Source organism: Exiguobacterium sp. s193, from assembly GCF_018618755.1.
Lineage (GTDB): Bacteria > Bacillota > Bacilli > Exiguobacteriales > Exiguobacteriaceae > Exiguobacterium_A.
The window spans coordinates 49523-71799 of record NZ_JACSMR010000001.1 but is presented as its reverse complement, the minus strand read 5'-3'; the positions used below and the strand labels follow the sequence as shown (position 1 = coordinate 71799).

General features: G+C 47.9%; 21 protein-coding genes. All 21 read left to right on the top strand.

Annotated features, from left to right (window positions below):
* Nucleotides 1-2 precede the first annotated feature (2 nt).
* The 21 genes from ftsL (at nucleotide 3) to KNQ04_RS00235 (ending at nucleotide 22277) form a co-directional block, all read left to right on the top strand.
* Complete coding sequence (gene ftsL / locus KNQ04_RS00335; protein ID WP_214846563.1) at nucleotides 3-389, top strand: cell division protein FtsL; 387 nt, start codon at nucleotides 3-5, stop codon at nucleotides 387-389.
* Nucleotides 386-2524, top strand: a complete 2139-nt coding sequence (locus tag KNQ04_RS00330; RefSeq protein WP_214846562.1) for a penicillin-binding protein — start codon at nucleotides 386-388, stop codon at nucleotides 2522-2524. The genes ftsL and KNQ04_RS00330 overlap by 4 nt, the downstream gene beginning before the upstream one ends.
* A 105-nt stretch (nucleotides 2525-2629) precedes the next feature.
* Complete coding sequence (locus KNQ04_RS00325; RefSeq protein ID WP_251136805.1) at nucleotides 2630-3949, top strand: UDP-N-acetylmuramoyl-tripeptide--D-alanyl-D-alanine ligase; 1320 nt, start codon at nucleotides 2630-2632, stop codon at nucleotides 3947-3949.
* A 22-nt stretch (nucleotides 3950-3971) separates the two neighbouring features.
* Nucleotides 3972-4934: a phospho-N-acetylmuramoyl-pentapeptide-transferase gene (mraY, locus tag KNQ04_RS00320; protein WP_214846560.1), complete on the top strand. Its 963-nt coding sequence runs from the start codon at nucleotides 3972-3974 to the stop codon at nucleotides 4932-4934.
* 31 nt (nucleotides 4935-4965) lie between these two features.
* Nucleotides 4966-6312, top strand: coding sequence for a UDP-N-acetylmuramoyl-L-alanine--D-glutamate ligase (gene murD, locus KNQ04_RS00315; protein ID WP_214846558.1), 1347 nt, complete (start codon nucleotides 4966-4968; stop codon nucleotides 6310-6312).
* On the top strand, nucleotides 6309-7403 hold the full coding sequence (gene murG / locus KNQ04_RS00310) for an undecaprenyldiphospho-muramoylpentapeptide beta-N-acetylglucosaminyltransferase (RefSeq protein ID WP_214846556.1): 1095 nt from the start codon (nucleotides 6309-6311) through the stop codon (nucleotides 7401-7403). The genes murD and murG overlap by 4 nt, the downstream gene beginning before the upstream one ends.
* Nucleotides 7404-7463: 60 nt before the next feature.
* Complete coding sequence (locus tag KNQ04_RS00305; RefSeq protein ID WP_214846555.1) at nucleotides 7464-8237, top strand: cell division protein FtsQ/DivIB; 774 nt, start codon at nucleotides 7464-7466, stop codon at nucleotides 8235-8237.
* Between the two features lie 228 nt (nucleotides 8238-8465).
* Nucleotides 8466-9770, top strand: a complete 1305-nt coding sequence (gene ftsA, locus KNQ04_RS00300) for a cell division protein FtsA (RefSeq protein ID WP_214846554.1) — start codon at nucleotides 8466-8468, stop codon at nucleotides 9768-9770.
* A 44-nt stretch (nucleotides 9771-9814) separates the two neighbouring features.
* Complete coding sequence (gene ftsZ, locus KNQ04_RS00295) at nucleotides 9815-10972, top strand: cell division protein FtsZ (RefSeq protein WP_214846553.1); 1158 nt, start codon at nucleotides 9815-9817, stop codon at nucleotides 10970-10972.
* A gap of 82 nt (nucleotides 10973-11054) precedes the next feature.
* Nucleotides 11055-11828, top strand: a complete 774-nt coding sequence (gene pgeF / locus KNQ04_RS00290; RefSeq protein ID WP_214846552.1) for a peptidoglycan editing factor PgeF — start codon at nucleotides 11055-11057, stop codon at nucleotides 11826-11828.
* Entirely contained in the window at nucleotides 11818-12489 is a 672-nt protein-coding gene (locus tag KNQ04_RS00285) for a YggS family pyridoxal phosphate-dependent enzyme (RefSeq protein ID WP_214846551.1), read from the top strand. Before pgeF ends, KNQ04_RS00285 begins: the two co-directional genes overlap by 11 nt.
* Nucleotides 12490-12518: 29 nt before the next feature.
* Nucleotides 12519-13013 (top strand): cell division protein SepF, encoded by a 495-nt coding sequence (locus tag KNQ04_RS00280; RefSeq protein ID WP_214846550.1) that lies wholly within the window; start codon nucleotides 12519-12521, stop codon nucleotides 13011-13013.
* 2 nt (nucleotides 13014-13015) lie between these two features.
* Complete coding sequence (locus tag KNQ04_RS00275) at nucleotides 13016-13288, top strand: YggT family protein (protein WP_214846549.1); 273 nt, start codon at nucleotides 13016-13018, stop codon at nucleotides 13286-13288.
* On the top strand, nucleotides 13288-14061 hold the full coding sequence (locus tag KNQ04_RS00270) for a YlmH family RNA-binding protein (RefSeq protein WP_214846548.1): 774 nt from the start codon (nucleotides 13288-13290) through the stop codon (nucleotides 14059-14061). Before KNQ04_RS00275 ends, KNQ04_RS00270 begins: the two co-directional genes overlap by 1 nt.
* Before the next feature lie 23 nt (nucleotides 14062-14084).
* Complete coding sequence (locus tag KNQ04_RS00265) at nucleotides 14085-14606, top strand: DivIVA domain-containing protein (RefSeq protein WP_214846547.1); 522 nt, start codon at nucleotides 14085-14087, stop codon at nucleotides 14604-14606.
* A gap of 288 nt (nucleotides 14607-14894) precedes the next feature.
* Nucleotides 14895-17630: an isoleucine--tRNA ligase gene (ileS, locus tag KNQ04_RS00260; protein ID WP_214846546.1), complete on the top strand. Its 2736-nt coding sequence runs from the start codon at nucleotides 14895-14897 to the stop codon at nucleotides 17628-17630.
* Nucleotides 17631-17703: 73 nt separating this feature from the next.
* Nucleotides 17704-18177: a signal peptidase II gene (gene lspA / locus KNQ04_RS00255; protein ID WP_214846545.1), complete on the top strand. Its 474-nt coding sequence runs from the start codon at nucleotides 17704-17706 to the stop codon at nucleotides 18175-18177.
* The gene (locus tag KNQ04_RS00250; protein WP_214846544.1) at nucleotides 18177-19100 is read left to right on the top strand and encodes an RluA family pseudouridine synthase; all 924 of its coding nucleotides are present in this window, start codon (nucleotides 18177-18179) and stop codon (nucleotides 19098-19100) included. The genes lspA and KNQ04_RS00250 overlap by 1 nt, the downstream gene beginning before the upstream one ends.
* A 237-nt stretch (nucleotides 19101-19337) precedes the next feature.
* Entirely contained in the window at nucleotides 19338-19868 is a 531-nt protein-coding gene (pyrR, locus tag KNQ04_RS00245; RefSeq protein ID WP_214847363.1) for a bifunctional pyr operon transcriptional regulator/uracil phosphoribosyltransferase PyrR, read from the top strand.
* A gap of 52 nt (nucleotides 19869-19920) precedes the next feature.
* Complete coding sequence (locus tag KNQ04_RS00240) at nucleotides 19921-21240, top strand: uracil-xanthine permease family protein (RefSeq protein WP_214846543.1); 1320 nt, start codon at nucleotides 19921-19923, stop codon at nucleotides 21238-21240.
* Between the two features lie 122 nt (nucleotides 21241-21362).
* Nucleotides 21363-22277, top strand: a complete 915-nt coding sequence (locus tag KNQ04_RS00235; RefSeq protein WP_214846542.1) for an aspartate carbamoyltransferase catalytic subunit — start codon at nucleotides 21363-21365, stop codon at nucleotides 22275-22277.

The following is a 22277-nucleotide window of genomic DNA, read 5'->3' as shown; positions in this document are numbered from 1 at the left end:
ACATGGCAGAACCACTTCGTAAACCCGTCCAACCGTTAGAACCTGTTCGTCAGCGCCCTGCCCAAGCACCAACTAAAACGGAAGACATCAACCGCCGTGTTGCGGTTCGTCCGAAGTATCGCCTGTATCCTTTTGAGAAGTTTTTATACAGTGCGATGATTGGAGGTCTTGTCTTATTTGGCAGTGCGACGATTGGCGCACATAACGATGCCTACAATGTCAGTAGAGACCTTGCGAAGGAAAATCAAGTGACTCAAGAAATGAAAAAGGAAAACGAACGCCTTCAACTTGAGGTTACGAACTTAAGCTCTCCAGAACGGATCTACAAGATTGCGAAAGAACAAGGTCTTGATATGCGAAAAGGGAACATCAAGGTGATTCCTAAATGAATCCACTTAAAAAATCCCGCGTGAGAGTAGCCATCATCATGATGATATTTGCTGCTCTCTTTTTTGTGTTTGTCGCCCGTTTTCTGTATTTATCGACGACGAAACAGTTCCATGGAGAAGATATGATTGCCTATGCGGAAAAAAAACGGTGGGAGGCTGAGTCGACCTTGTCGGCAGAGCGTGGAGAAATTTATGATCGGTTAGGTTCACCGATTGCGATCAACGTTCCATCCTATCACTTGGTCGCCGTTTATCGCTTAGGTGGCGTCAAGGATCCGAAAGCGACGGTCGTCGACTATAAAAAGACGGCAACAGGATTAGCGCCGATTCTTGGTATGACCGTCAAGGACTTGGAAACATACTTAATTGAAAACAAAGACCGTGCCCAAATCGAGTTCGGAAAAAAAGGGAGTGACTTGACGCTTGAGCAAAAAGAAAAGATTGATCAGCTCAAGCTTCCGGGCATTCGCTTGATTGAAGAACCGAAACGCTATTATCCGAACAACATCTTCTTGTCAGATACGCTCGGGTTCGTCCGGAAAATCACCGAAGATAACGGTCGTGTCGTGTTAAAAGGCCAGATGGGAATTGAAAAACAATATGACGATGCATTGAGGGAGTCAATGGGTTCACGCGTCTTCGAAAAAGATCGCAGTGGCGGGGAATTGATTCAAGGTGTGTCGCGGATTTCAAACGAACCAAAGGATGGTTCGAATTTGTACTTGACGATTGATCATCGCATCCAGCAAGCACTCGAAAAAGAAATGCAAAAAATGTACAACGAATACAAACCGAAAAATGCGACCGGCGTCGTCATGGATGCGAAAACAGGTGAAATCTTAGCGATGACAGATCGTCCTTCCTTTAATCCAAACTTACGGGATATGACCGATTTCACGAACTTTGCCGTATCCTCGCGTTTTGAACCGGGTTCGACGATGAAAATCTTTACGTTAGCAGCTGCAATCGACGCAGGCGTCTTTCGTCCGAAGGAGCCGTACAAGTCCGGTAGTTATAACTACAAAGGTACCGTCATTAAGGATTACAACGATGTAGGCTGGGGAACGATTCCGATGATTGAAGGTGTCTATCATTCGTCAAACGTCATGTTCTCGATTTTGACAGCTGAAAAATTGGGGATCGAACGCTACAAAGAATACTTTAAAAAGTTTCATTTCGATCAAAAGACGGGTATAGACATCTCGGGAGAAGTAAATAGTCAATCTGATTTGTCCAAACCGCTTAATGCCCTCATCACGTCATGGGGTCAATCGACGGCCGTGACACCGATGCAACTTTTACAAGGGGCGACCGCAATCGCTGGGAATGGTGAGATGGTCAAACCACACATCATCCAAAAAGCGGACCATGTCGACAAAGCACCATATAAAGCGAAAACGGAAGTCGTCGGCAAACCGATTTCTGCCGAAGCCGCGAAAGCGACGCGAGAAGCGTTGGACGGTGTCGTCAATAGTAAAATCGGAACGGGTCAAATGTATAAATTAGATGATTATCGTGTCATCGGAAAAACCGGAACGGCACAAATTTCAGAGAACGGAAAGTATATTCAAGGTCAGTTCATTCATTCTTTCATCGGCATGGCGCCGAAAGATGATCCGGAATTGATTATGTATATCGCAGTCGATCGTCCGTCAAAAGATGAATCGTCGGTCTCTGGACCACGGATCATGAGTCCCGTTTTCAAAAGTGTCATGAACACGGCATTGCAATACCGCAGCATCCAACCAGCAACACAAAAAGATTCGCTTGATGTCAAAGCGAAAGTCATGCCAAGTTACATCGCAAAAACAGCTGGTCAAGCAAAAAAACTAGCCAAAGACCAAAGCGCCGTAGCGATTATTTTAGGTGACGGCGCACAAGTCGTCTCCCAAATTCCAGCGCGCGGACAAGAGTTCGTCAGTGGAGAACGGGTGCTACTGAAAACGGATAAGACATTTAAGATGCCGAACTTAACAGGCTGGTCGCAACGCGATGTTAAAAAACTGGTCAGTCTGTATGATTTGAAGTTAGATGTGATTGGTAAAGGTTTTGTAACCAAACAATCAGCCCGAACTGGTACACTAGTGAAAGAAAATGGAAAGTTGACGGTTGAACTCGCTGAACCAAAAGATTAAGGTAGAAGCGGTCCCTGATTTCTGCAGGAGAACGAGGACGAACAGGAGTCATTCGTTGACTTTTGAGTTCGTCCTCTTTTTCTGTAAACGAGTGGAGGAATGAAGATGGTAACAATTAAACAAATTGCGGACTGGATCGATTTGGATGTGGCGGATGCGAGACCGCTCCGTCACTTTGCGACAGACTCAAGAAGTGAACTGACGGAAGGGTTGTACATTCCGATCGAAGGAGCACGCGTCGACGGACATTCGTTCATCGACGGGGCAGTCAAGCAAGGTGCAATCGCGACGTTATGGAAAAAAGGGATGCCACTTCCGAAGGTCGACATCGTTGTTCTTGAAGTCGAAGACCCGTTAGCCGCCCTGCAAAAAATTGCGGCACGTTATTTACAGCTGGTCGGACCAAAAGTTGTCGCAATCACAGGGTCAAACGGAAAGACCTCAACAAAGGATATGGTCGAGAGTGTGTTAAAAACGACGTACCGGACACACAAGACATCTGGCAACTTCAACTCGGACATTGGCATGCCGCTAACGATTCTGATGATGCCACTTGAAACAGAAGTCGCCGTGCTTGAAATGGGTATGAGTGGGTTCGGCGATATCGAGTTTTTGTCAAACTTAGCAGAGCCTGATATCGCGCTCGTGACGAATATCGGTGAATCCCATGCGGAACATGTTGGGGGACGAGCGGGTATCGCAAAAGCGAAGCTTGAGATTACGGCCGGTCTGAAGCCAAATGGTCATCTTTTCCTTGATGGGGACGAAGCATTACTGACAGGTGTCGAAGGCGAACGGATTGGTTACCATCACGGAAATACGTTTATCATCGAACAAGCAGAAGCGACGTTCGTCGGGACGACATTCCGATTTGCGGGGACGACGTTCCGCATTCCGGTTCTCGGAAAACACCAGGTCCGAAATGCAGCCTATGCAATTGCGACGGCACGTGCACTTGGTGTTTCAGATAACGTGATTCAAGCGGGACTCGATGAAGTCAAGTTGACACCGATGCGGATGGAACGTCTTGTCCATCAGAAAACGGCATTCATCAATGATGCTTACAATGCCAGTCCGACATCGATGAATGCAGCAATTGAAACAGTGGCAGAATTAGATGGCTATCCGACGCGTGTCGTTGTTTTAGGAGATATGTATGAGCTCGGCGATCAAGAACGTGAATTGCACGCATCGGTCGGCAAGCGGATTACACTTCCCATCTCACATGCTATTCTAGTAGGAGAGAAAGGACGCTATATCGCGGATGGAATCAGTGATCCATCCGTCGTGGTCCAATTTGCGGACACGGTAGCAGAAGCGGCTTCTTTACTTCGTCCTTTGTTAGGGGAGCAGACGATTGTCTTACTCAAAGCTTCGCGAGGAGTCGCACTGGAACGGATATTAACCGATTTAAATGAAACTTAATTCTTAAAAGTAGGTGTTTGCAATGATTACATTATTCATCAGTTTGATTATCGCTTTATTAGTCGTTATTCTCGTCATGCCGCAAGCGATTCCTTTTTTACATCGCTTGAAATTCGGCCAAGAAATCAGAGAAGAAGGACCGGAGTGGCACCAAGTCAAGTCCGGCACACCAACGATGGGTGGAATCGTCATTTTACTCGCCATGATCGGGAGCCTGATTGCGGCAATGATTACAGGTGACTTGGAATCGAATCACTTATCACTCCTGTTCTTAACGCTTGCTTACGGAGCAATCGGCTTTATCGATGACTACATCAAAGTCGTCAAAAAACGGAACTTAGGTCTGAATTCGAAACAAAAACTAATCGGACAAATCGTCGTCGGCCTCTTATTCATTTGGTTGAGTGGTGGATTTACGAGTGAAGCCACATACCTTTCGATTCCGTTTACGTCGTTGACAGTTGATTTTGGACTCATCTATCCGCTCGTTGCCCTGTTTTGGCTCGTCGGCTTCTCAAATGCCGTCAACTTGACGGATGGTCTTGACGGTCTCGTATCTTTTACGGCGATACCGACATTCCTCTTCTTCAGCTTATATGCGTGGTACGTTGCCGATGAAGTCGGGGTTGCGTTATTCGCGATGTCTGCGGTCGGTGCCTTAATCGGCTTCTTATTGTTTAATGCCCATCCGGCTAAAATTTTCATGGGTGATACAGGTTCGCTCGCACTTGGTGCGGCGCTTGCTGGTTTATCCATCCTATTGAAGCTCGAGTTGTTGCTCGTACTGATCGGAATCGTGTTCGTTGTCGAAACATTATCGGTCATCCTGCAAGTCCTGTCGTTTAAGACGACCGGAAAACGGATTTTCAAAATGAGTCCGATCCATCACCATTTTGAAATGATCGGCTGGAGTGAATGGCGGATTGTCGGGACGTTTGCTTCAATCAGCTGCATTATGGCGTTCGTTGCCTACTTGTTTGTATAATTTCTTAGTATAGAAAGTGAGCGAATTGAAGATGAAGAAGTCGGATTGGAAAAACAAACAGGTATTAGTGCTCGGGACGGCTAAAAGCGGAATCGCTGCCGCAAACTATTTAGTCGAAGCGGGAGCAACTGTCACGGTAAACGATGGAGGAACACCATCTGAAGCCGATCAAGCGACATTAGTCGGACTCGGCGTCAAAACGATTTTTGGTGAGCATCCGCTTTCCTTACTGACAGGCGTCGAACTCATCGTTAAAAACCCAGGGATTCCATATCAGATTCCGCTCTTGCAAAAAGCGCTCGAAATGGGGATTCCAATCTGGACAGAAGTCGAACTCGCCTATCAAGCGACGGACGCGACATGGGTCGCAATCACCGGATCAAATGGGAAAACGACGACGACGACTCTCGTCCATGAATTGTTAAAACGTCAAGCACGTCCGGTTCATCTTGCAGGAAACATCGGTTTCCCGGCGATTGAGGTCGCAAAAAACGCGACGGATGATGCCATCATCGTCATTGAACTGTCGAGCTTCCAGTTGATGGGGATGCACGCGTTTAAACCGGCAAGTGCCGCTTTCTTGAACTTGTCTCCAGCCCACTTAGACTACCACGGGGATCTTGCATCTTATGCGGAAGCGAAAGCACGGATTTTCCGGAACATGGATGAGAACGATCGTCTCGTCGTCAACGCGGAAGACGATGTGATTATGGACTTAAGCCAAGCGACGAAAGCGAACCGTCTGCTCTTTTCACGCAAACGTTCAGCGTACGCACAAGTCGTAACGGAACAAATCGTGATTGGGGAGACGCGTATCCTACCAGTTGACGAACTCGCCTTAGGGGGCGGACATAACTTAGAAAATGTGTTGGCGGCCCTAGCGCTCGTCGAACCGTTTGATATCCCGCTTGACGCCGTACAAGACGTCTTACGGACGTTTGGTGGCGTCGCCCACCGGACAGAGTACATCGGAACGGTGAAAGGACGGAAAGTCTACAATGATTCAAAAGCAACAAATAATGTAGCGACGGAAGCAGCATTATCTGGTTTTAAAGCACCGATTGTCTGGATTTGCGGTGGACTAGAGCGTGGCGCAGACTTGACTCCGTTACTGGATGCGGTGACGCACGTCAAACATGTCGTCGGGTTAGGTGAAACGGGTCCCCGTTTTGCTGAACTTGCGCGTCAGGCAGGAATCGACGCAACAGTCGTCCTTGAAATGACGGAAGCCGTTACCGTTGCGTTTGATGTTTCGCAACCAGGAGATATTCTTTTATTATCACCCGCTTCAGCGAGTTGGGATCAGTATAAGACCTATGAAGAGCGTGGCGAACACTTCGTTCGTTCCGTCGGGTCAATTGGAGGAGAAGCTAAATGAGAATCGTCGTTTCAGGTGGTGGAACAGGGGGACATATCTACCCGGCGCTCGGGATGATTCGCGAAATCGAGCGACGGATGCCTTGTGAAGTTCTTTATATCGGAACGGAAAATGGTCTTGAAGCGGATATCGTCCGCCGGGCAGGCATTCCGTTCGAATCGATTGAAATTTCAGGAATCCGACGTTCCTTGTCATTTGAGAACGTGAAGACGGGCATCCGTTTCTTAAAGAGTGTGACTCGCGTCCGGAAAATGTTGCGGAAGTTTAACCCTGACATCGTCGTCGGGACAGGTGGTTTCGTGTGTGGACCGGTTTTGTATACAGCAGCGAAGATGGGATATAAAACACTTGTCCATGAGCAAAACAGTTTACCGGGCATTACGAATAAATTCCTTGCCCGGTACGTCGACCGGGTCGCGTTATCGTTTAAAGGATCTGGTCACCACTTCGGTAAAAACGAAGCGAAAACCGTGCTGATCGGAAACCCGCGGGCTTCTGAAGTGGCTGATTTACAAGTGGATCCAATCGCTGAACGGCAACGGTATGGTTTTGAAGAGGGATGCCCGCTCGTCGTCGTGTACGGCGGAAGTCGTGGTGCACCAGCAATCAATCAAGCAATCATCGAAATGATGCCGAAGTTCATTCAAAAGGATTGGTCGATGTTGTTCGTGACGGGACAAGTTCATTTTGATGACATTACGCAACAACTCGGACCTGTTCCGGAACGGATTCAATTACGTCCGTTCGTCTATGATTTACCGAATATCTTAAAGGCGAGCCAACTCGTGATCTCAAGATCGGGTGCAAGCACGTTAGCCGAATTGACGACGCTTGGTTTACCGAGCATCCTCATTCCGAGTCCCTATGTCACGGAAAACCATCAGGAAGTCAATGCTGCGTCCCTCGTCGAAACAGGAGCGAGCCTACTCGTCAGAGAATCAGAGTTGACGGGCGAGACGCTATATCAAGCGTGCGAAGCGGCAATCGATAAACAAGATGAGATGTCTAAGGCAGCATTTGCCCTCGGCATGCCAAACGCAGCGAGTGACTTAGTCGATGAGTTGAATCGGTTGATCCAAGCAAAAAATTAAACAGTTGCAGGAATAGACCGATAAGGAACTGAAATTAATCTAAGTAGAGGAGGAAGGAACGTGAAGGAGCAACAACCGGTAAAAAGTACGGATGCCACCGTCAGTAGTCTCGAAGATAAGATTCCGTACATCCGCGAACAACGCCGGAAGAAAGCAAACCGACGTTTAATCTATGTCCTCATCTTAATCGGTCTATTGATTGCGGTCGTATTTTATCTTCAGTCGAGTTATTCGCGCGTCGCGACACTCGAAGTAGGTGGTATCGTGAATGTCAAAAAAGAGGCCGTCATCAAAGCATCGCAGATGAAGGTGAAGGAGACACATGCTTTCAATGTGTCGGAAGAAGCTGTACTAGAACGGATCGAGGCTGTCCCCGGTGTACGAGAGGCGACGATGAAAAAGAGTTTTCTCCACCACTATCAAATTGATGTCGTGGAAGAAAAGGAAATCGCCTACGCAAAAGATAAGCCAGGTGACCGGATCGTCTTAGCGGACGGGACGATTCTTCCCGGGAAATCAAAGGAAGAATTGTTCGATGCACCGATTTTGACTGGTTTTACAGATCGATCCCTTAAACGTGTGACGAAGGAACTCGTTAAAATCGAGCCGAAAGTCCGTAGTCGAATTTCGGAAATCGTCGCGAATGACAAGACGGACAAAGGGGGATTGAAGCTATTCATGACAGACGGCAATACGGTCTTATTGAGTACTTCAGCTTTTTCTAACTCGTTGAATGAATATGTCAAAGTGATCTCGGCCCTACCGAAAGGAAAAACCGGAACGATCACAATTGATGGTGGAATCTATTTCAAACCATATAAAGGTAAAAAATAGAAAATACATCGTCTAGATTCGCATGAATGACAAACGTTTGTTTTCATTAGTAAATAAGTAGGCGTATCGTCATCAAATCGTAATCTATTAGATGGGTAAGTTAGGCAATAACTTCTTTTCGTGAGGTTTTATATAGTGTAGACTTAAACGAGAAGAAGTTTATCTTGTTTCCTGAATATAATTCAGGACAACTAGTATGAGTATTATGAAAGTGGAGGTGTCACTCCCATGGAAACGAAAGGTACGATTGCCGCACTAGACATTGGAACATCGGAAGTGAAACTCATCGTCGGCGAACTCCTCGGTGGAACACTCAACGTGTTAGCAGAAGGTTCGGCACCATCTGCAGGTGTTAAACGTGGCGTCATCGTCGATATCGACCAAACCGTCAATGCCATTAAACAAGCGGTCGCTGAAGTGGAACGAACACTCGGTGAACCGATTGGTGAAGTATATGTAGCAATTTCTGGAGAGCATATCCAAGTCAAGGATTGCCAAGGAATGACATCAATTAAAGGGGAAGACAATGAAATCACGGATGACGACGTCAAAGACGTCTTACACTCTGCGATGGTCATGCGTATCCCGAATGAACTTAGTATCGTTGACGTGTTACCAAAAACGTTCACGGTCGACCAACAAACTGAAATCACGGATCCACGTGGTATGATTGGCTATCGTCTAGAAGTGACAGGAAAGTTAATCATTGGAGCGAAGACGATCCTACATAGCATTAAACGTTCAATTGAACGGGCGGGTTTAGAACTTGCAGGATACGTGCTGGAAAGCTTAGCGGTATCAAGAATCGCGGCGTCCATCGATGAACTTGAACTCGGTGTCGGGATTGTCGACATCGGTCATGAAACGACGACCCTTTCGATTTATGAGAAAAATGATTTAGTGTACTCGACGACGTTACCATATGGTGGCGATCACCTGACACGTGATTTGACGTATAAAATGAACTGTAAGTATCAGGACGCGAAACTCGCGAAAGAAGAGTATGGCGTAGCACTCGAGTCACTCGGTGATCCGGAGGAAAAAGTGTCGTATGTGACGATTAATGGAGAACACCGTTTTGAACCACAAACGGAAATCGGATTCGTTTTAGAGGCACGCCTTGAAGAAATCTTCGAGATGATTCAAAAACGAATGACACAAGCTGGTCATCCACAAATGAACAGTGGCATCATTCTCTGTGGTGGAAGCTCGTCACTTCCGGGAATCGATCAACTCGGCAAACGCATCTTTAAGCAAAGCGTCAATGTCTACCAACCAGCGAGCCTTGGCATTCGGAATCCGAAGTATGCAGTGGCGGCAGGCATGTTGCGTTATGTACTCTCTAGAAGCACGGTCTCGAAGTCAGGTTTTGACCGGGCGGATGAGAAGGAAGTCGTGGCGCAAAGTCGTGAACAGGAACAACTGCTTACGAACCCAGCACCGTCACCTACGCGTGAAGAACCGACGCAACGGGTACAACCTCCAAAAGAGCGTAAATCATTCAGTAGTTTCTTTGAAAAGTTTTTTGGTTAATGACTAAAATACAATCCGTATAAAAAAATTAGGGGGCCCCTTTTATGTTGCATTTTGATGAAATGATGGACCAAGTAGCTAAAATCAAGGTCATCGGTGTAGGTGGCGGCGGTTCGAATGCCGTCAACCGAATGATTGAACACGGTGTTCAAGGCGTAGAATTCATCGCTGTAAATACAGATGCACAAGCATTAAACATGTCGCAAGCAGACGTGAAACTTCAATTAGGTGCGAAGCTGACACGTGGTCTTGGTGCAGGTGCGAACCCTGAAATCGGTAAAAAGGCGGCGGAAGAAAGCCGTGAACAGTTGACAGAAATTCTGTCAGGTGCCGACATGGTCTTCGTTACTGCCGGTATGGGTGGCGGAACAGGAACTGGTGCAGCGCCAGTCATCGCTGAAATCTCGAAAGAAATCGGCGCGTTGACTGTCGGTGTCGTTACGAAACCGTTCATGTTTGAAGGACGTAAACGGATGCAACACGCTGTATCTGGCGTTCAAAACTTTAAAGAAAAAGTCGATACATTAATCGTCATTCCAAATGATAAATTACTTGAAATCGTCGATCGTAATACGCCGATGCTCGAAGCCTTTAAAGAAGCGGATAATGTACTTCGTCAAGGTGTACAAGGGATCACCGACTTGATTGCGGTTCCCGGTCTAATTAACTTGGACTTCGCTGACGTCAAGACAATCATGACCGAAAAAGGTTCTGCCTTGATGGGTGTTGGTGTCGCGACAGGCGAACATCGTGCAACGGAAGCAGCGAAAAAAGCGATTTCGAGTCCATTACTTGAAACATCAATCGAAGGTGCAAAAGGTGTCTTGATGAACATCACGGGTAGTGCGAACCTTAGCTTGTATGAAGTAACGGAAGCCGCACAAATTGTTCAAAGTGCAGCAGATGAAGAAGTGAACTTGATTTTCGGTTCGGTCATCAATGACAACTTAGAGGATGAAATCATCGTCACCGTTATCGCAACGGAATTCGAAAACGAGCCACTTGATTTCGAAATCCCGTCTGCTCAAGAAATGATGAAAAACTTACTCAAGAAAAAGCAGGCGACTCCACCTCCTGCTGCTGAGGAGTCGAAACCACAAGTCGAAGAGACACCTGTTAGCTCGAATCCAGAACCAGCAAAAGGGTCAGAGGCTGAAGAACCGATGGACATTCCATCATTCCTTCGCCGGAACAATCGTTAAGTTGATGTTCTCTGAGACACGACTGCTAAACCAAGAGGTGTCGCGTAAGCGGCACCTCTTTTTTTGAAAAGGATGTGAGATCATGTTTGGTCAATGGATAAAGTGGGATACACCGACCGGAACGGTCCGAGCAACGTTCACGACAAAGTTTTCAGCACCGCATGGAAATGGGAATTTGGGACTCCATGTGAACGATGACCAAGAAGGCGTCATCGAGAACCGTCAAGTCATCGCCCGTCAACTGGATGTATCGCTCGAGAACACGATTTGGGCGGAACAGGTTCATGGGAATCATGTCGAGCAAGTGACGACACTTGACTCTGGGCGTGGTGCCTTGGATTATGGAACGACGATCAAGGGTACAGATGGACTGGTGACGACGGATACCAATGTCTTACTTGCGATGTTATTCGCTGATTGTGTACCGCTCGTCTTTTGTGATCCGACGACGGGAATCATTGCGAATACGCATGCCGGGTGGCGGGGGACGGTTGCGAATATCGTTGAAGCGACGATTGCGAAGATGGAAGAAGCCGGGGCAAAACGGTCATCGATTCAAATGGCGATTGGTCCATCGATTCGGGAGTGTTGTTACGAAGTCGACCAACCGGTCATCGATGCCATCGACGCATTAGGTCTCGATGAGGCACCGTATACGATGAAAGACAACGGAAAGGCGATGTTGTCGCTTCAGCAAACGAACGCCTCACTAGCAGAACGGAGTGGTGTAGGTGACATCATTGATGCTGGGATTTGTACCCATTGTCAGGCAGATGACTACTTCTCTTACCGGCACGGCGACCACCAAGGTCGCTTCGCCAGCTTGATCGTAAAGGAGCCCTTACATGTCGATTAATGAAAATGTTCAACGCATTCAACAAAAAATGCAACAAGCGAGTGAAAAGAATTTTCAAAAAAAGCAGGTACAGCTGATTGGCGTGACGAAATCAGTTTCAAGTCAAGTTGCGGCTGAGCTGCTAGATGCCGGGGTGACGGCATTAGGTGAAAATCGTCCGGAAGGATTGACGGAGAAACAAGCCGCGTTAGGTCGTGAAGCCTGTACATGGCACTTCATCGGTACACTTCAGACAAGAAAAGTCCGTCAAATCATCGAGCAAATCGATGTCTTGCATTCACTCGATCGTTTACATTTAGCTGAAGAAATCAATAAGCGTGCGAAACGTCCGGTCGACTGTTTTGTTCAAGTCAATGTATCGGGGGAGACGTCGAAACAAGGGATTGCGCCGGAAGACATTCATTCGTTCTTACACGAGATCGGTCAGTATCCACGCATTCGTGTGGTCGGTCTGATGACGATGGCGCCACTGACGGAGAATCAAGACGAGATTCGTTCCGTTTTCCGGTCGCTCCGTGAACTGCGGGATGACGTGGCAGCCCGAAAATTATCGTATGCGCCTTGTACGGAACTATCGATGGGCATGTCGTCTGACTATGAAATCGCCATTGAAGAAGGCGCGACCTATGTCCGAATCGGAACCGTCCTCGTTCAATCATAAACATAAGAGAAGTTGAAAGGAGAATCGAAATGGGATTCAAATCAAAAATCCAACATCTGTTCCTTGGGAATACAGACGATTTAGACGAACTTGAATATGAAAATGATGCTACAATAAATAAAGGTAGAGGAACTGCAGATCAAGAGTACGAAGAGTATTATGAGGAGTCTACCCCAACTGTTACTCAAAAGGAGGACCCTGTGCGCCAAACGAATATCGTCCCGATTCATACGAAAAAAACAAAATCACAAGTCATTTTAAGTGAACCACGTGTCTTTAACGAGGCGCAGGAAATTGGTGAGCACTTGCGTCAAAATCGTGCGGTCATCGTCAACATGCAACGGATGTCTAAAGATCAATCGCGTCAGATGATTAACTTCCTTTCCGGCGTCGTCTTTGCACTCGATGGTACGATCACGACAATCAGCCAAAATACACTTCTCTGTGTCCCGAACAATGTCGAACTTGCAGGTAGCATTTCGAACTTGTTAGGCGAGGATGATATCAATCATAAGGGGTGGTAAGAATGGATTCACAAGTCATGTATGCCATTGGGCGTACGTTAGGAACATTATTACAATATTATAGCTACGTCATGATCGTGTATATTTTACTCTCTTGGTTCCCGAATGCACGGGAGTCAAGATTTGGACAAGTACTCGCGATGTTAGTCGAACCGTTTTTAGCGCCTTTCCGACGGATCATCCCGCCCATCGGAGGAATGCTTGATATTTCACCAATCGTTGCCTTTTTAGTGTTGAATCTCGCACAATCAGGCATCCAAGCAATCTTCTTCTAATGAGCGTCTATGATCACTATCGCGGACATGAGCGGGAGTTCGTCGATCTTGTCTTAAACTGGATCGATCATGTCGAAGCGACCTATACGTTTAAACTGACAGATTTTCTTGACCCACGCGAACAGCAAATCACACGTGAACTCGTCGGAACGAAATGTGCCCTCTTTTTTGAGGGCGGTTTCGAAGGGGCAGAGCGACAACGGGCATTGATTGCTCCTGATTACTATGAACTTGATGCGAACGACTTTGATATTGCCATCTATCGTATCCATTATCCTACAAAATTCGTTGAATTATCGCATCGTCAAGTAACGGGAACTCTCTTGAACGTTGGCTTAAAACGCGGCAAGTTCGGTGATGTCGTCATTCAAGATCAAATCGTCCAATTCGCGGTCGCAGAAGACGTCGCTTCCTATATTGAAGTGAACGTCGAGCGTGCGGGGAAAACGAAAATTCGTTTATCTCGCGTCGAACTGGAAGACCAATTGAAAATCAAAGAGCAAGAGTGGCAAGAAGAACTTGGTTTTGTCAGTTCACTGCGCTTTGATACCGTCGTCAGTGAAGTACTTGGTTTTTCACGACAAAAAGCACAGAGTTTGATCAAGCAAGGTGAAAGTAAAGTGAATTACAAAATCGTCGAGGATCCGAGCTTCATGCTTGAAGAAGGCGATTTGCTTTCGCTTCGGGGGACGGGACGCGTCAAATTGACGGCTATTTTAGGGTCGACGAAACGCGACCGGATTAAATTACAGTACGGATTATTAAAAGGTTAAAAAATGCTGAGGAGGATTTCATCATGCCATTGACGCCACTTGATATTCATAATAAGGAATTTACACGTAAGTTTCGTGGCTATGACGAGGATGAGGTCAACGAATTCCTGGATCAAGTCATTAAGGACTTTGAAGTGTTGTTGCGGGAAAACCGCCAACAGCAAGAAGTGATTCAAAACATGCAGTCGCGTGTCGATTACTTCAGTTCGATGGAAGAAACATTGAATAAATCAATCATTGTCGCCCAAGAAGCAGGGGAAGAAGTCAAAGCCAATGCAACGAAAGAAGCAAGCTTGATTTTAAAACAGGCGGAGCGGGAAGCGGAGCAGCTTCAAGATTCTGCCCAACGTCGTGCACAACGAACAGATTTCGAAGTCGAACAGATGCGTAAGAAAATCGAATTGTACCGCAATCGTTTTAAAGTCTTGATTGATGCACAGATGGAATTATTGACGAGTCACGACTGGGATGCGTTTGACAGCTCGACGCGTGGTGCGCTTGACGAGATTCCTGCAGTTGCGTATAATGACGACGATGTCGTATAACTTAAATCAATGAGAAGGACAGGTCTTACTCAGACTGCTGCAAGCGAATCGGGAACTGGTGCGAGCCCGAACAGTAAGTGAGGACAGATATCCCCTTTGAGTGTGAGTCTGAACCGTTTGTTTAGTAAGGCTCGCCGATTCGCCCCCGTTACCGGGCTCTTAAGTGGCAGTTCGTACGGTTGGACTGCTAGTAGGGTGGTACCGCGAGTTCAAGCCAAACTCGTCCCTATACCAGGGATGCGTTTGGCTTTTTTGTGTATTTAAATAAAAGAAGTGAGGGAATGCCAGATGGAGTACAAAGATACATTACTGATGATGAAAACTGAATTTCTAATGCGAGGTAACTTGCCGAAACGTGAGCCGGACATGCAGGCACGTTGGAACGAGATGAACTTATATCAAGCAGTTCAAGAAAAAAATGCTGGGAAACCAACCTTCATCCTTCATGATGGACCGCCATACGCTAACGGTGATATCCACATGGGGCACGGATTAAACAAAGTCTTAAAAGATATCGTCGTCCGTTACAAATCGATGAATGGTTTCCGTTCGCCATACGTACCCGGTTGGGATACACACGGGTTACCGATTGAAACAGCGCTCCAAAAATCAGGTGTCGACCGGAAGACGATGTCCGTCGCTGAGTTCCGTGAGTTGTGTGCGAAATATGCACTCGAACAAGTCGATCATCAGCGTGAACAGTTTAAACGTTTAGGTGTTCTCGGTGACTATGATAATCCATACATCACGCTCCAACCGGAATTTGAAGCAGCGCAAATTCGCCTCTTCGGTGACATGGCGAACAAAGGCTATATCTATAAAGGCAAAAAACCGGTCTACTGGTCACCTTCTTCTGAGTCGGCACTAGCAGAAGCGGAAATCGAATACCATGATAAACGTTCTGCTGCCATCTATGTTGCGTTCCCTGTCTTAGAAGGAAACAACATCTTAGAGCCGACCGACCACTTCGTCATCTGGACGACGACGCCGTGGACGATTCCTGCCAACCTCGGAATCGCTGTCAGTGCGGAACTCACGTATGCTCGAATCGAGTACGAAGGAAAAGGTTACATCGTCGCAGAAACGCTTGTTCCTGAAGTCATCGAGGCGCTCGGATGGGAAGACGCGACAGTCGGTCGTGTCTTCAATGGAGCAGATTTCGAATACATGAAAGCCAAACACCCGCTCTACGACCGTGAATCACTCGTCATGCTTGGTGATCATGTTACGGCGGAAGCAACCGGCGTCGTACACACGGCACCTGGACACGGGGAAGATGACTATCGTATCGGACAAGCGTACGGACTCGACGTCCTCTGCCCAGTTGACGATAAAGGAGTCATGACGGCGGAAGCACCTGGATTCGAAGGCATGTTCTATGAAGATGCGAACAAAGAAGTCGGTCTTGCGTTAGAAAAAGCGGGCGCATTGTTGAAACTATCGTTCATCAAACACTCGTATCCGCACGACTGGCGGACGAAAAAACCGGTCATCTTCCGGGCGACACCACAATGGTTCGCGTCAATCAAAGACTTCCGTGCGGAAATCCTCGACGAAATCAAAGGTGTTCAGTGGGTACCTGCATGGGGCGAAACACGTCTGCACAACATGTTTAAAGATCGTGGTGACTGGGTCATCTCACGTCAACGGGCATGGGGTGTGCCACTTCCAATCTTCTATGCAGAAGACGGAACCGAAATCGTTACACCGGAAACAATCGACCACATCGCGAACTTGTTCGCAGAGCATGGCTCGAACGTTTGGTACGAACGCGAAGCAATCGACTTATTGCCGGAAGGCTTTACGCACCCGGCAAGTCCGAATGGTCAGTTCAAAAAAGAAACAGATATCATGGATGTCTGGTTCGATTCCGGCTCGTCCCATGCCGGTGTGCTAGCAGCGCGTCCGGAACTTGAGCGTCCGGCTGATCTCTACCTCGAAGGGTCGGATCAATACCGTGGCTGGTTCAACTCGTCGCTTTCGACAGCTGTTGCGACAACTGGAAAAGCACCTTATAAAGCCGTCGTCAGTCATGGTTTCGTATTAGACGGTCAAGGACGGAAGATGTCGAAGTCGATCGGGAATACGATTGCCCCGATCCAAATCATGCAACAATTCGGTGCTGAGATTCTTCGTCTGTGGGTTGCGTCAGTCGATTATCAATCAGATGTTCGGGCATCGATGGATAACTTTAAACAAGTGTCAGAATCATACCGTAAAATCCGTAACACGGTCCGCTTCTTGCTCGGGAACCTCGATCAATTCGATCACACGACACATCGTGTTGCGTTTGAAGATTTACCGGAAGCAGACCGTTTCATGCGGACGAAGCTTGATCAACTTGTCGGCAAGGTCAAGAAAGCCTATGATGCGTATGATTTCATGGCAGTTTACCAACTGTTGCATAACTTCTGTGTCCTTGACTTGTCTTCGTTCTACCTCGACTATACGAAAGACATCTTGTATATCGAACAAGCAGATGCTCCGGCGCGTCGGGCCGTTCAAACGGTCATGTATGATACAGTCGTGACATTGTTACAATTGATGGCACCTGTCTTACCACATACGGCGGACGAAGCATGGGAATTCGTTCCTGGCGTCGAGACGGCAAGTATCTTCTTGACGGATTTACCGGAAGCAGTCGACGTATCAGAAGAAGGACTGGCACTGATCGCGAAATGGAACAGTTTCCTTGTCTTCCGCGATGATGTCTTGAAGGCGCTTGAAGAAGCACGGGCAGAGAAACTCGTCGGAAAAACGCTCGAAGCCAAACTCGAGCTCGCACCGAATGCTGAAACGAAAGCATTGCTTGCGACGATCGACCACCTTGAACAGTTGCTTCAAGTCTCACACATCGATTTTGTCGATTCGGCAGAACGGAACTACGAGACGACGGCAATCACTGTTTTAAAAGCGGACGGAGAGAAATGTGAACGTTGCTGGACATATTCGACTGAACTTGGTCAAGATCCGGCTCATCCGACACTTTGTCCTCGTTGTACTGCGGTCGTCAATTCTTTATAATGAATAAGGGGAGGGGCGGCTACTGCGACTTCGTAGCTGCCCCTCATTATTTTTTGATGTGGGGGAAAACAGGATGTGGCTTTACTTAGTGATTGCTGCTTTACTCGTAGGAGTGGATCAATTGACGAAATGGATCGTCATCCAGCAGATGACGATTGGTCAAGCGATTGAAGTCATTCCAACTTTCTTTTATCTCAATTCATACCGCAACCGTGGAGCGGCATGGGGAATGCTTGAAGGAAAATTCGGCTTCTTCTTCATCGTGACGGTTCTCGTTGTTGTGGGTCTGATTTATTTTCTGTACAAAGAAGGAACAAAAAACAAAGTATTTGCTTGGAGTGTCGCTTTACTACTAAGTGGAGCGATCGGGAATTTCATCGATCGGATGGCGCGTGGAGAAGTCGTTGATTTCTTACACTTTTATCCGTTCGGCTATAATTTTCCGATCTTTAATGTCGCAGACGTCTGCTTGACATTTGGAGTGATTTTGATGCTGATTAGCGTCATGTTCGAAGAGCGTTTGACGAAGAAGGGAACGATTGATTAATGAATGAACAACAAGTATGGACGGTTGAAGCAAAAGGCGCGACAGGGCGAATCGATAAATGGTTGGCTGAACAACAGGACTGGTCTCGTTCGCAAGTGCAAGACTGGTTAAAGGCGGGGCACGTCGAAGTAGACGGGCGTATCGTGAAACCGAACTATAAGATGACGGGAACGGAAAACATCACCGTGCATATTCCGGAAGCCGTCGAACTCGAAATCTTACCGGAAGACATTCCGCTAGATGTCGTCTACGAAGACAGTGATGTCATCGTCATCAACAAACCAAAAGGGATGGTCGTCCACCCGGCAGCGGGGCATGTGTCAGGAACACTCGTCAACGCGTTGCTCCATCACTGTCAAGACCTCTCAGGCATCAATGGGGTCAAACGACCAGGAATCGTGCACCGGATCGATAAAGATACGTCAGGTCTCTTGATGGTCGCTAAAAATGATTTAGCCCATGAATCGCTTGCGCAACAATTAAAAGATAAGACGACGGAACGTCTGTATATCGCGCTTGTCCACGGTGAAATTCCCCATGAACTCGGAACGATTGAAGCACCGGTCGGCCGTGATAAAAATGACCGTCAACGGATGACGGTCACGGACAAAAACTCAAAAGCCGCTGTCACGCATTTCCGTGTCCTTGACCGGTATGAAGGCTTTACGGTCGTTGAGTGTAAACTCGAAACAGGGCGGACACACCAAATTCGTGTCCACATGCGCTATATCGGATTCCCGCTTGCGGGTGACCCGAAATATGGACCACGGAAGACGATGAAGATGAATGGGCAAGCACTCCATGCGGCGGTTCTCGGATTCGAACATCCCCGGACTGGTGAATGGTTATCGTTCGAAGCACCACTCCCGGAAGAAATGACGTTTGAGATCAGCCAGTTGAAAAAACTTGAATTAGAGTCTTGACGTTTTTCTGATAAAACGGTAGAGTAACACCTAGAGAGCGATGCGAGACATCAGCCTCATCAAATCGGTCGTCCGCGTGACGATCCTACCCAATTAGAACACCTTTAATCGAGTCCGGAGAGGCTACGAAAGGGAGACACCGTAACGCGTGTAAACGCATGGCTCTGCCATGTACACATTTGTCTTCAACAACCTCCTGCCGATTAAGCAGGAGGTTTTTTTATGAAAGGAGAAGCCATGAAACCAGCCATTATTTTAGATGAAGCAGCAATCAGTCGTGCCTTGACACGAATCGCCCATGAAATCATCGAACGTAACAAAGGGATTGAAGAGTTGATGATCGTCGGTATCAAGACACGGGGCGAAACACTTGCGAGACGACTTGCCCGACGGATTGAAGAGATTGAAGGAAAAGCCGTGTTACTCGGTGTCGTCGACATTTCGATGTACCGCGATGATCTCTCGAAAAAAAGCCTTGAGCCGGAAATCAAAGGGGCCGAGATGCCGGAAGATGTCACAGGAAAAATCGTTGTACTCGTCGATGATGTCCTGTACACGGGACGGACGGTCCGCGCGGCGATGGACGCACTCGTCGACCATGGTCGGCCAAGCATGATCCAGTTAGCGGTCCTCGTTGACCGGGGACACCGTGAATTACCGATTCGACCAGACTTCATCGGTAAAAACGTTCCGACGTCACGCGAAGAACAAGTCGTTGTCGCCTTATCAGAAGTCGACGACGCTGATCAAGTATTCATTAAACGTTAAAACAAAAATACCTTTAACGTGGTCCAGAGAGACCAGAAAGGGAGATGCTCTCATGTCAAAACATAAAGCAATTCTTGATGTCCGTGAACTACCTAAAAACCCTCTTCAGTGGCTGATGCTCAGCCTCCAACATGTCTTCGCGATGTTTGGTGCGACCGTGCTCGTTCCGTTACTTACAGGATTGAACACCTCTGTCGCACTCGTCGCGAGCGGAGTCGGCACGTTGATTTTCCTCGCCGTCACCCGTTTCAAAGTCCCAACCTATCTTGGTTCTAGTTTTGCCTACATCGTCCCGATCATCGCCGTCAGTGAACGCTGGGGTGTCGAAGATGCTCTGGTCGGCGGGATGGTCGCTGGACTTGTCTATGGACTCGTCTCCTTAATCATCACCTACACCGGCGTCTCTTGGTTGATGAAACTGCTCCCGCCGGTCGTCATCGGTCCGGTCATCATGGTCATCGGTCTATCGCTTGCACCAACGGCTGTCAGCATGGCAATGAACGGAGCGGATGGCACATATAACGGCTTGTTCTTCTTCGTCGCTTTGACGACGCTCGCTGTTACGCTCCTCGCGATGACGTACTTTAAAGGCATGTGGAGCACGGTGCCGATTTTATTCGGAATTCTCGCCGGATACCTCGTCGCAGCAATCAGCGGTATCGTCGATTTCGCACCACTGCGTGAGGCAACATTCTTCCATCTACCTGACTTTACGATTCCGTTCCTCGACTATTCACCGACCTTGAACTGGGCGGCACTCGCCTTGATCGTCCCGGTCACACTCGTCACGTTGACGGAACATATCGGTGAACAAAAGGTCACTTCCCGCATCATTGGGCGCGAGACGCTCCTTGATCCGGGAATGCACCGGACCGTGCTTGGAGACGGGATTGCCAAAGCGGTCGCTTCGATGCTCGGTGGTCCACCTGTCACGACATATGGCGAAAACAATGGTGTCATGGCAATCACGCGTGTCTACAGCGTGTTTGTACTCGGTGGCGCAGCATTACTTGCCATCAGCTTCGGATTCCTTGGATACGTCGAAGGCTTCATTAAAACGATTCCGACACCCGTCATGGGCGGCATCAGCATCCTCTTGTTCGGTGTCATCGCCTCGAACGGTCTCCGGACGATTGTCGAAAGTAAGGTCGATTTAGCGGATAAACGAAACTTGACGATCACGGCCGTCATCCTTGTCATCGGCATCGGCGGTGCGGCTTTGAAAGTTGGGAACTTCTCGTTAGAAGGAATGGCACTCGCAACCATCCTCGGAGTTGTCCTGAACTTGATTTTACCGAAGGCAGCACAGGAAGAAGTCGAGGAAATAGAAGACACACCTTTACAATCGAAACGAGCAGCTAACGACTTTTAAGACGTTCCCGAGAGGACGATAAAGTGGAGGCCCTTTTAGATTGCAGATGTTCATCTGCTTTCTTCAGCGCACCTTCACATCAGAAGGTGCGCTTTTTTGCGGCCGAAAAAGGAGTGAACGAGATGAAAACCCAACCAGTGAGTCCCGATTTCGTCAGTCTCGACCAGCTCTCGATTCTAGAAATCGAGCAGTTGATTGAGCGGGCGCTTGATTTGAAACATGGACAACCGTCAAAAACCTTTGCGAATAAAACGATCGCCAACCTGTTCTTTGAAAATTCGACACGGACACGCTGTTCATTCGAAATGGCGGAACATCGCTTAGGAATGCATGTCCTTCCGTTTGAGACGACGACATCGTCCGTCCAAAAAGGAGAAACGTTACTCGATACATGTAAGACGCTCGAAGCACTTGGGGTCGAAGCACTTGTCATTCGCCATCAGGAGACAGGATACTACCACGCGCTGATTGAGCAGTTGACGATTCCAGTCATTAACGCGGGTGATGGGAGCGGTCAACATCCGTCCCAGTCGTTACTCGATTTGATGACGATGTATGAAGCGTTCGGTCATGTTCACGGGAAAACGGTCGTCATCTGTGGGGACTTACGGCATAGCCGGGTCGCCCGGTCGAACGCGGACGTGTTGCAACGGCTCGGGGCGATTGTCATCGGTTCCGGTCCCCCGGAATGGTTTGACGAGACGATGGGGATTGCCTATGTCCCGATGGACGAGGCACTGCAGCAAAGTGACATCATCATGTTACTCCGCGTTCAACAGGAACGGCACAATCAATCGATGGAGCTCGAAGAAACGTATCACGAACAATATGGTTTGACACTCGACCGGATGCGACGGGTCCGACCGGATGCGATCATTTTACACCCGGCACCTGTCAATCGCGGGATCGAGATTGCGGACGAATTGGTCGAACATACCCAGTCACGGATCTTCGAGCAGATGAAAAATGGTGTGTTCGCCCGAATGGCGATTTTAGAACGTGCGTTTCATCCTAACTCAACTGAAGGAGCGGTTTAA

What these genes read in the sequence shown, in the direction of transcription:
- ftsL (WP_214846563.1), top strand. Translation starts at nt 3, where the DNA reads ATGGCAGAACCACTTCGTAAACCCGTCCAACCGTTAGAACCTGTTCGT.
- KNQ04_RS00330 (WP_214846562.1), top strand. Translation starts at nt 386, where the DNA reads ATGAATCCACTTAAAAAATCCCGCGTGAGAGTAGCCATCATCATGATG.
- KNQ04_RS00325 (WP_251136805.1), top strand. Translation starts at nt 2,630, where the DNA reads ATGGTAACAATTAAACAAATTGCGGACTGGATCGATTTGGATGTGGCG.
- mraY (WP_214846560.1), top strand. Translation starts at nt 3,972, where the DNA reads ATGATTACATTATTCATCAGTTTGATTATCGCTTTATTAGTCGTTATT.
- murD (WP_214846558.1), top strand. Translation starts at nt 4,966, where the DNA reads ATGAAGAAGTCGGATTGGAAAAACAAACAGGTATTAGTGCTCGGGACG.
- murG (WP_214846556.1), top strand. Translation starts at nt 6,309, where the DNA reads ATGAGAATCGTCGTTTCAGGTGGTGGAACAGGGGGACATATCTACCCG.
- ftsA (WP_214846554.1), top strand. Translation starts at nt 8,466, where the DNA reads ATGGAAACGAAAGGTACGATTGCCGCACTAGACATTGGAACATCGGAA.
- ftsZ (WP_214846553.1), top strand. Translation starts at nt 9,815, where the DNA reads ATGTTGCATTTTGATGAAATGATGGACCAAGTAGCTAAAATCAAGGTC.
- pgeF (WP_214846552.1), top strand. Translation starts at nt 11,055, where the DNA reads ATGTTTGGTCAATGGATAAAGTGGGATACACCGACCGGAACGGTCCGA.
- KNQ04_RS00285 (WP_214846551.1), top strand. Translation starts at nt 11,818, where the DNA reads ATGTCGATTAATGAAAATGTTCAACGCATTCAACAAAAAATGCAACAA.
- KNQ04_RS00280 (WP_214846550.1), top strand. Translation starts at nt 12,519, where the DNA reads ATGGGATTCAAATCAAAAATCCAACATCTGTTCCTTGGGAATACAGAC.
- KNQ04_RS00275 (WP_214846549.1), top strand. Translation starts at nt 13,016, where the DNA reads ATGGATTCACAAGTCATGTATGCCATTGGGCGTACGTTAGGAACATTA.
- KNQ04_RS00270 (WP_214846548.1), top strand. Translation starts at nt 13,288, where the DNA reads ATGAGCGTCTATGATCACTATCGCGGACATGAGCGGGAGTTCGTCGAT.
- KNQ04_RS00265 (WP_214846547.1), top strand. Translation starts at nt 14,085, where the DNA reads ATGCCATTGACGCCACTTGATATTCATAATAAGGAATTTACACGTAAG.
- ileS (WP_214846546.1), top strand. Translation starts at nt 14,895, where the DNA reads ATGGAGTACAAAGATACATTACTGATGATGAAAACTGAATTTCTAATG.
- lspA (WP_214846545.1), top strand. Translation starts at nt 17,704, where the DNA reads ATGTGGCTTTACTTAGTGATTGCTGCTTTACTCGTAGGAGTGGATCAA.
- KNQ04_RS00250 (WP_214846544.1), top strand. Translation starts at nt 18,177, where the DNA reads ATGAATGAACAACAAGTATGGACGGTTGAAGCAAAAGGCGCGACAGGG.
- pyrR (WP_214847363.1), top strand. Translation starts at nt 19,338, where the DNA reads ATGAAACCAGCCATTATTTTAGATGAAGCAGCAATCAGTCGTGCCTTG.
- KNQ04_RS00240 (WP_214846543.1), top strand. Translation starts at nt 19,921, where the DNA reads ATGTCAAAACATAAAGCAATTCTTGATGTCCGTGAACTACCTAAAAAC.
- KNQ04_RS00235 (WP_214846542.1), top strand. Translation starts at nt 21,363, where the DNA reads ATGAAAACCCAACCAGTGAGTCCCGATTTCGTCAGTCTCGACCAGCTC.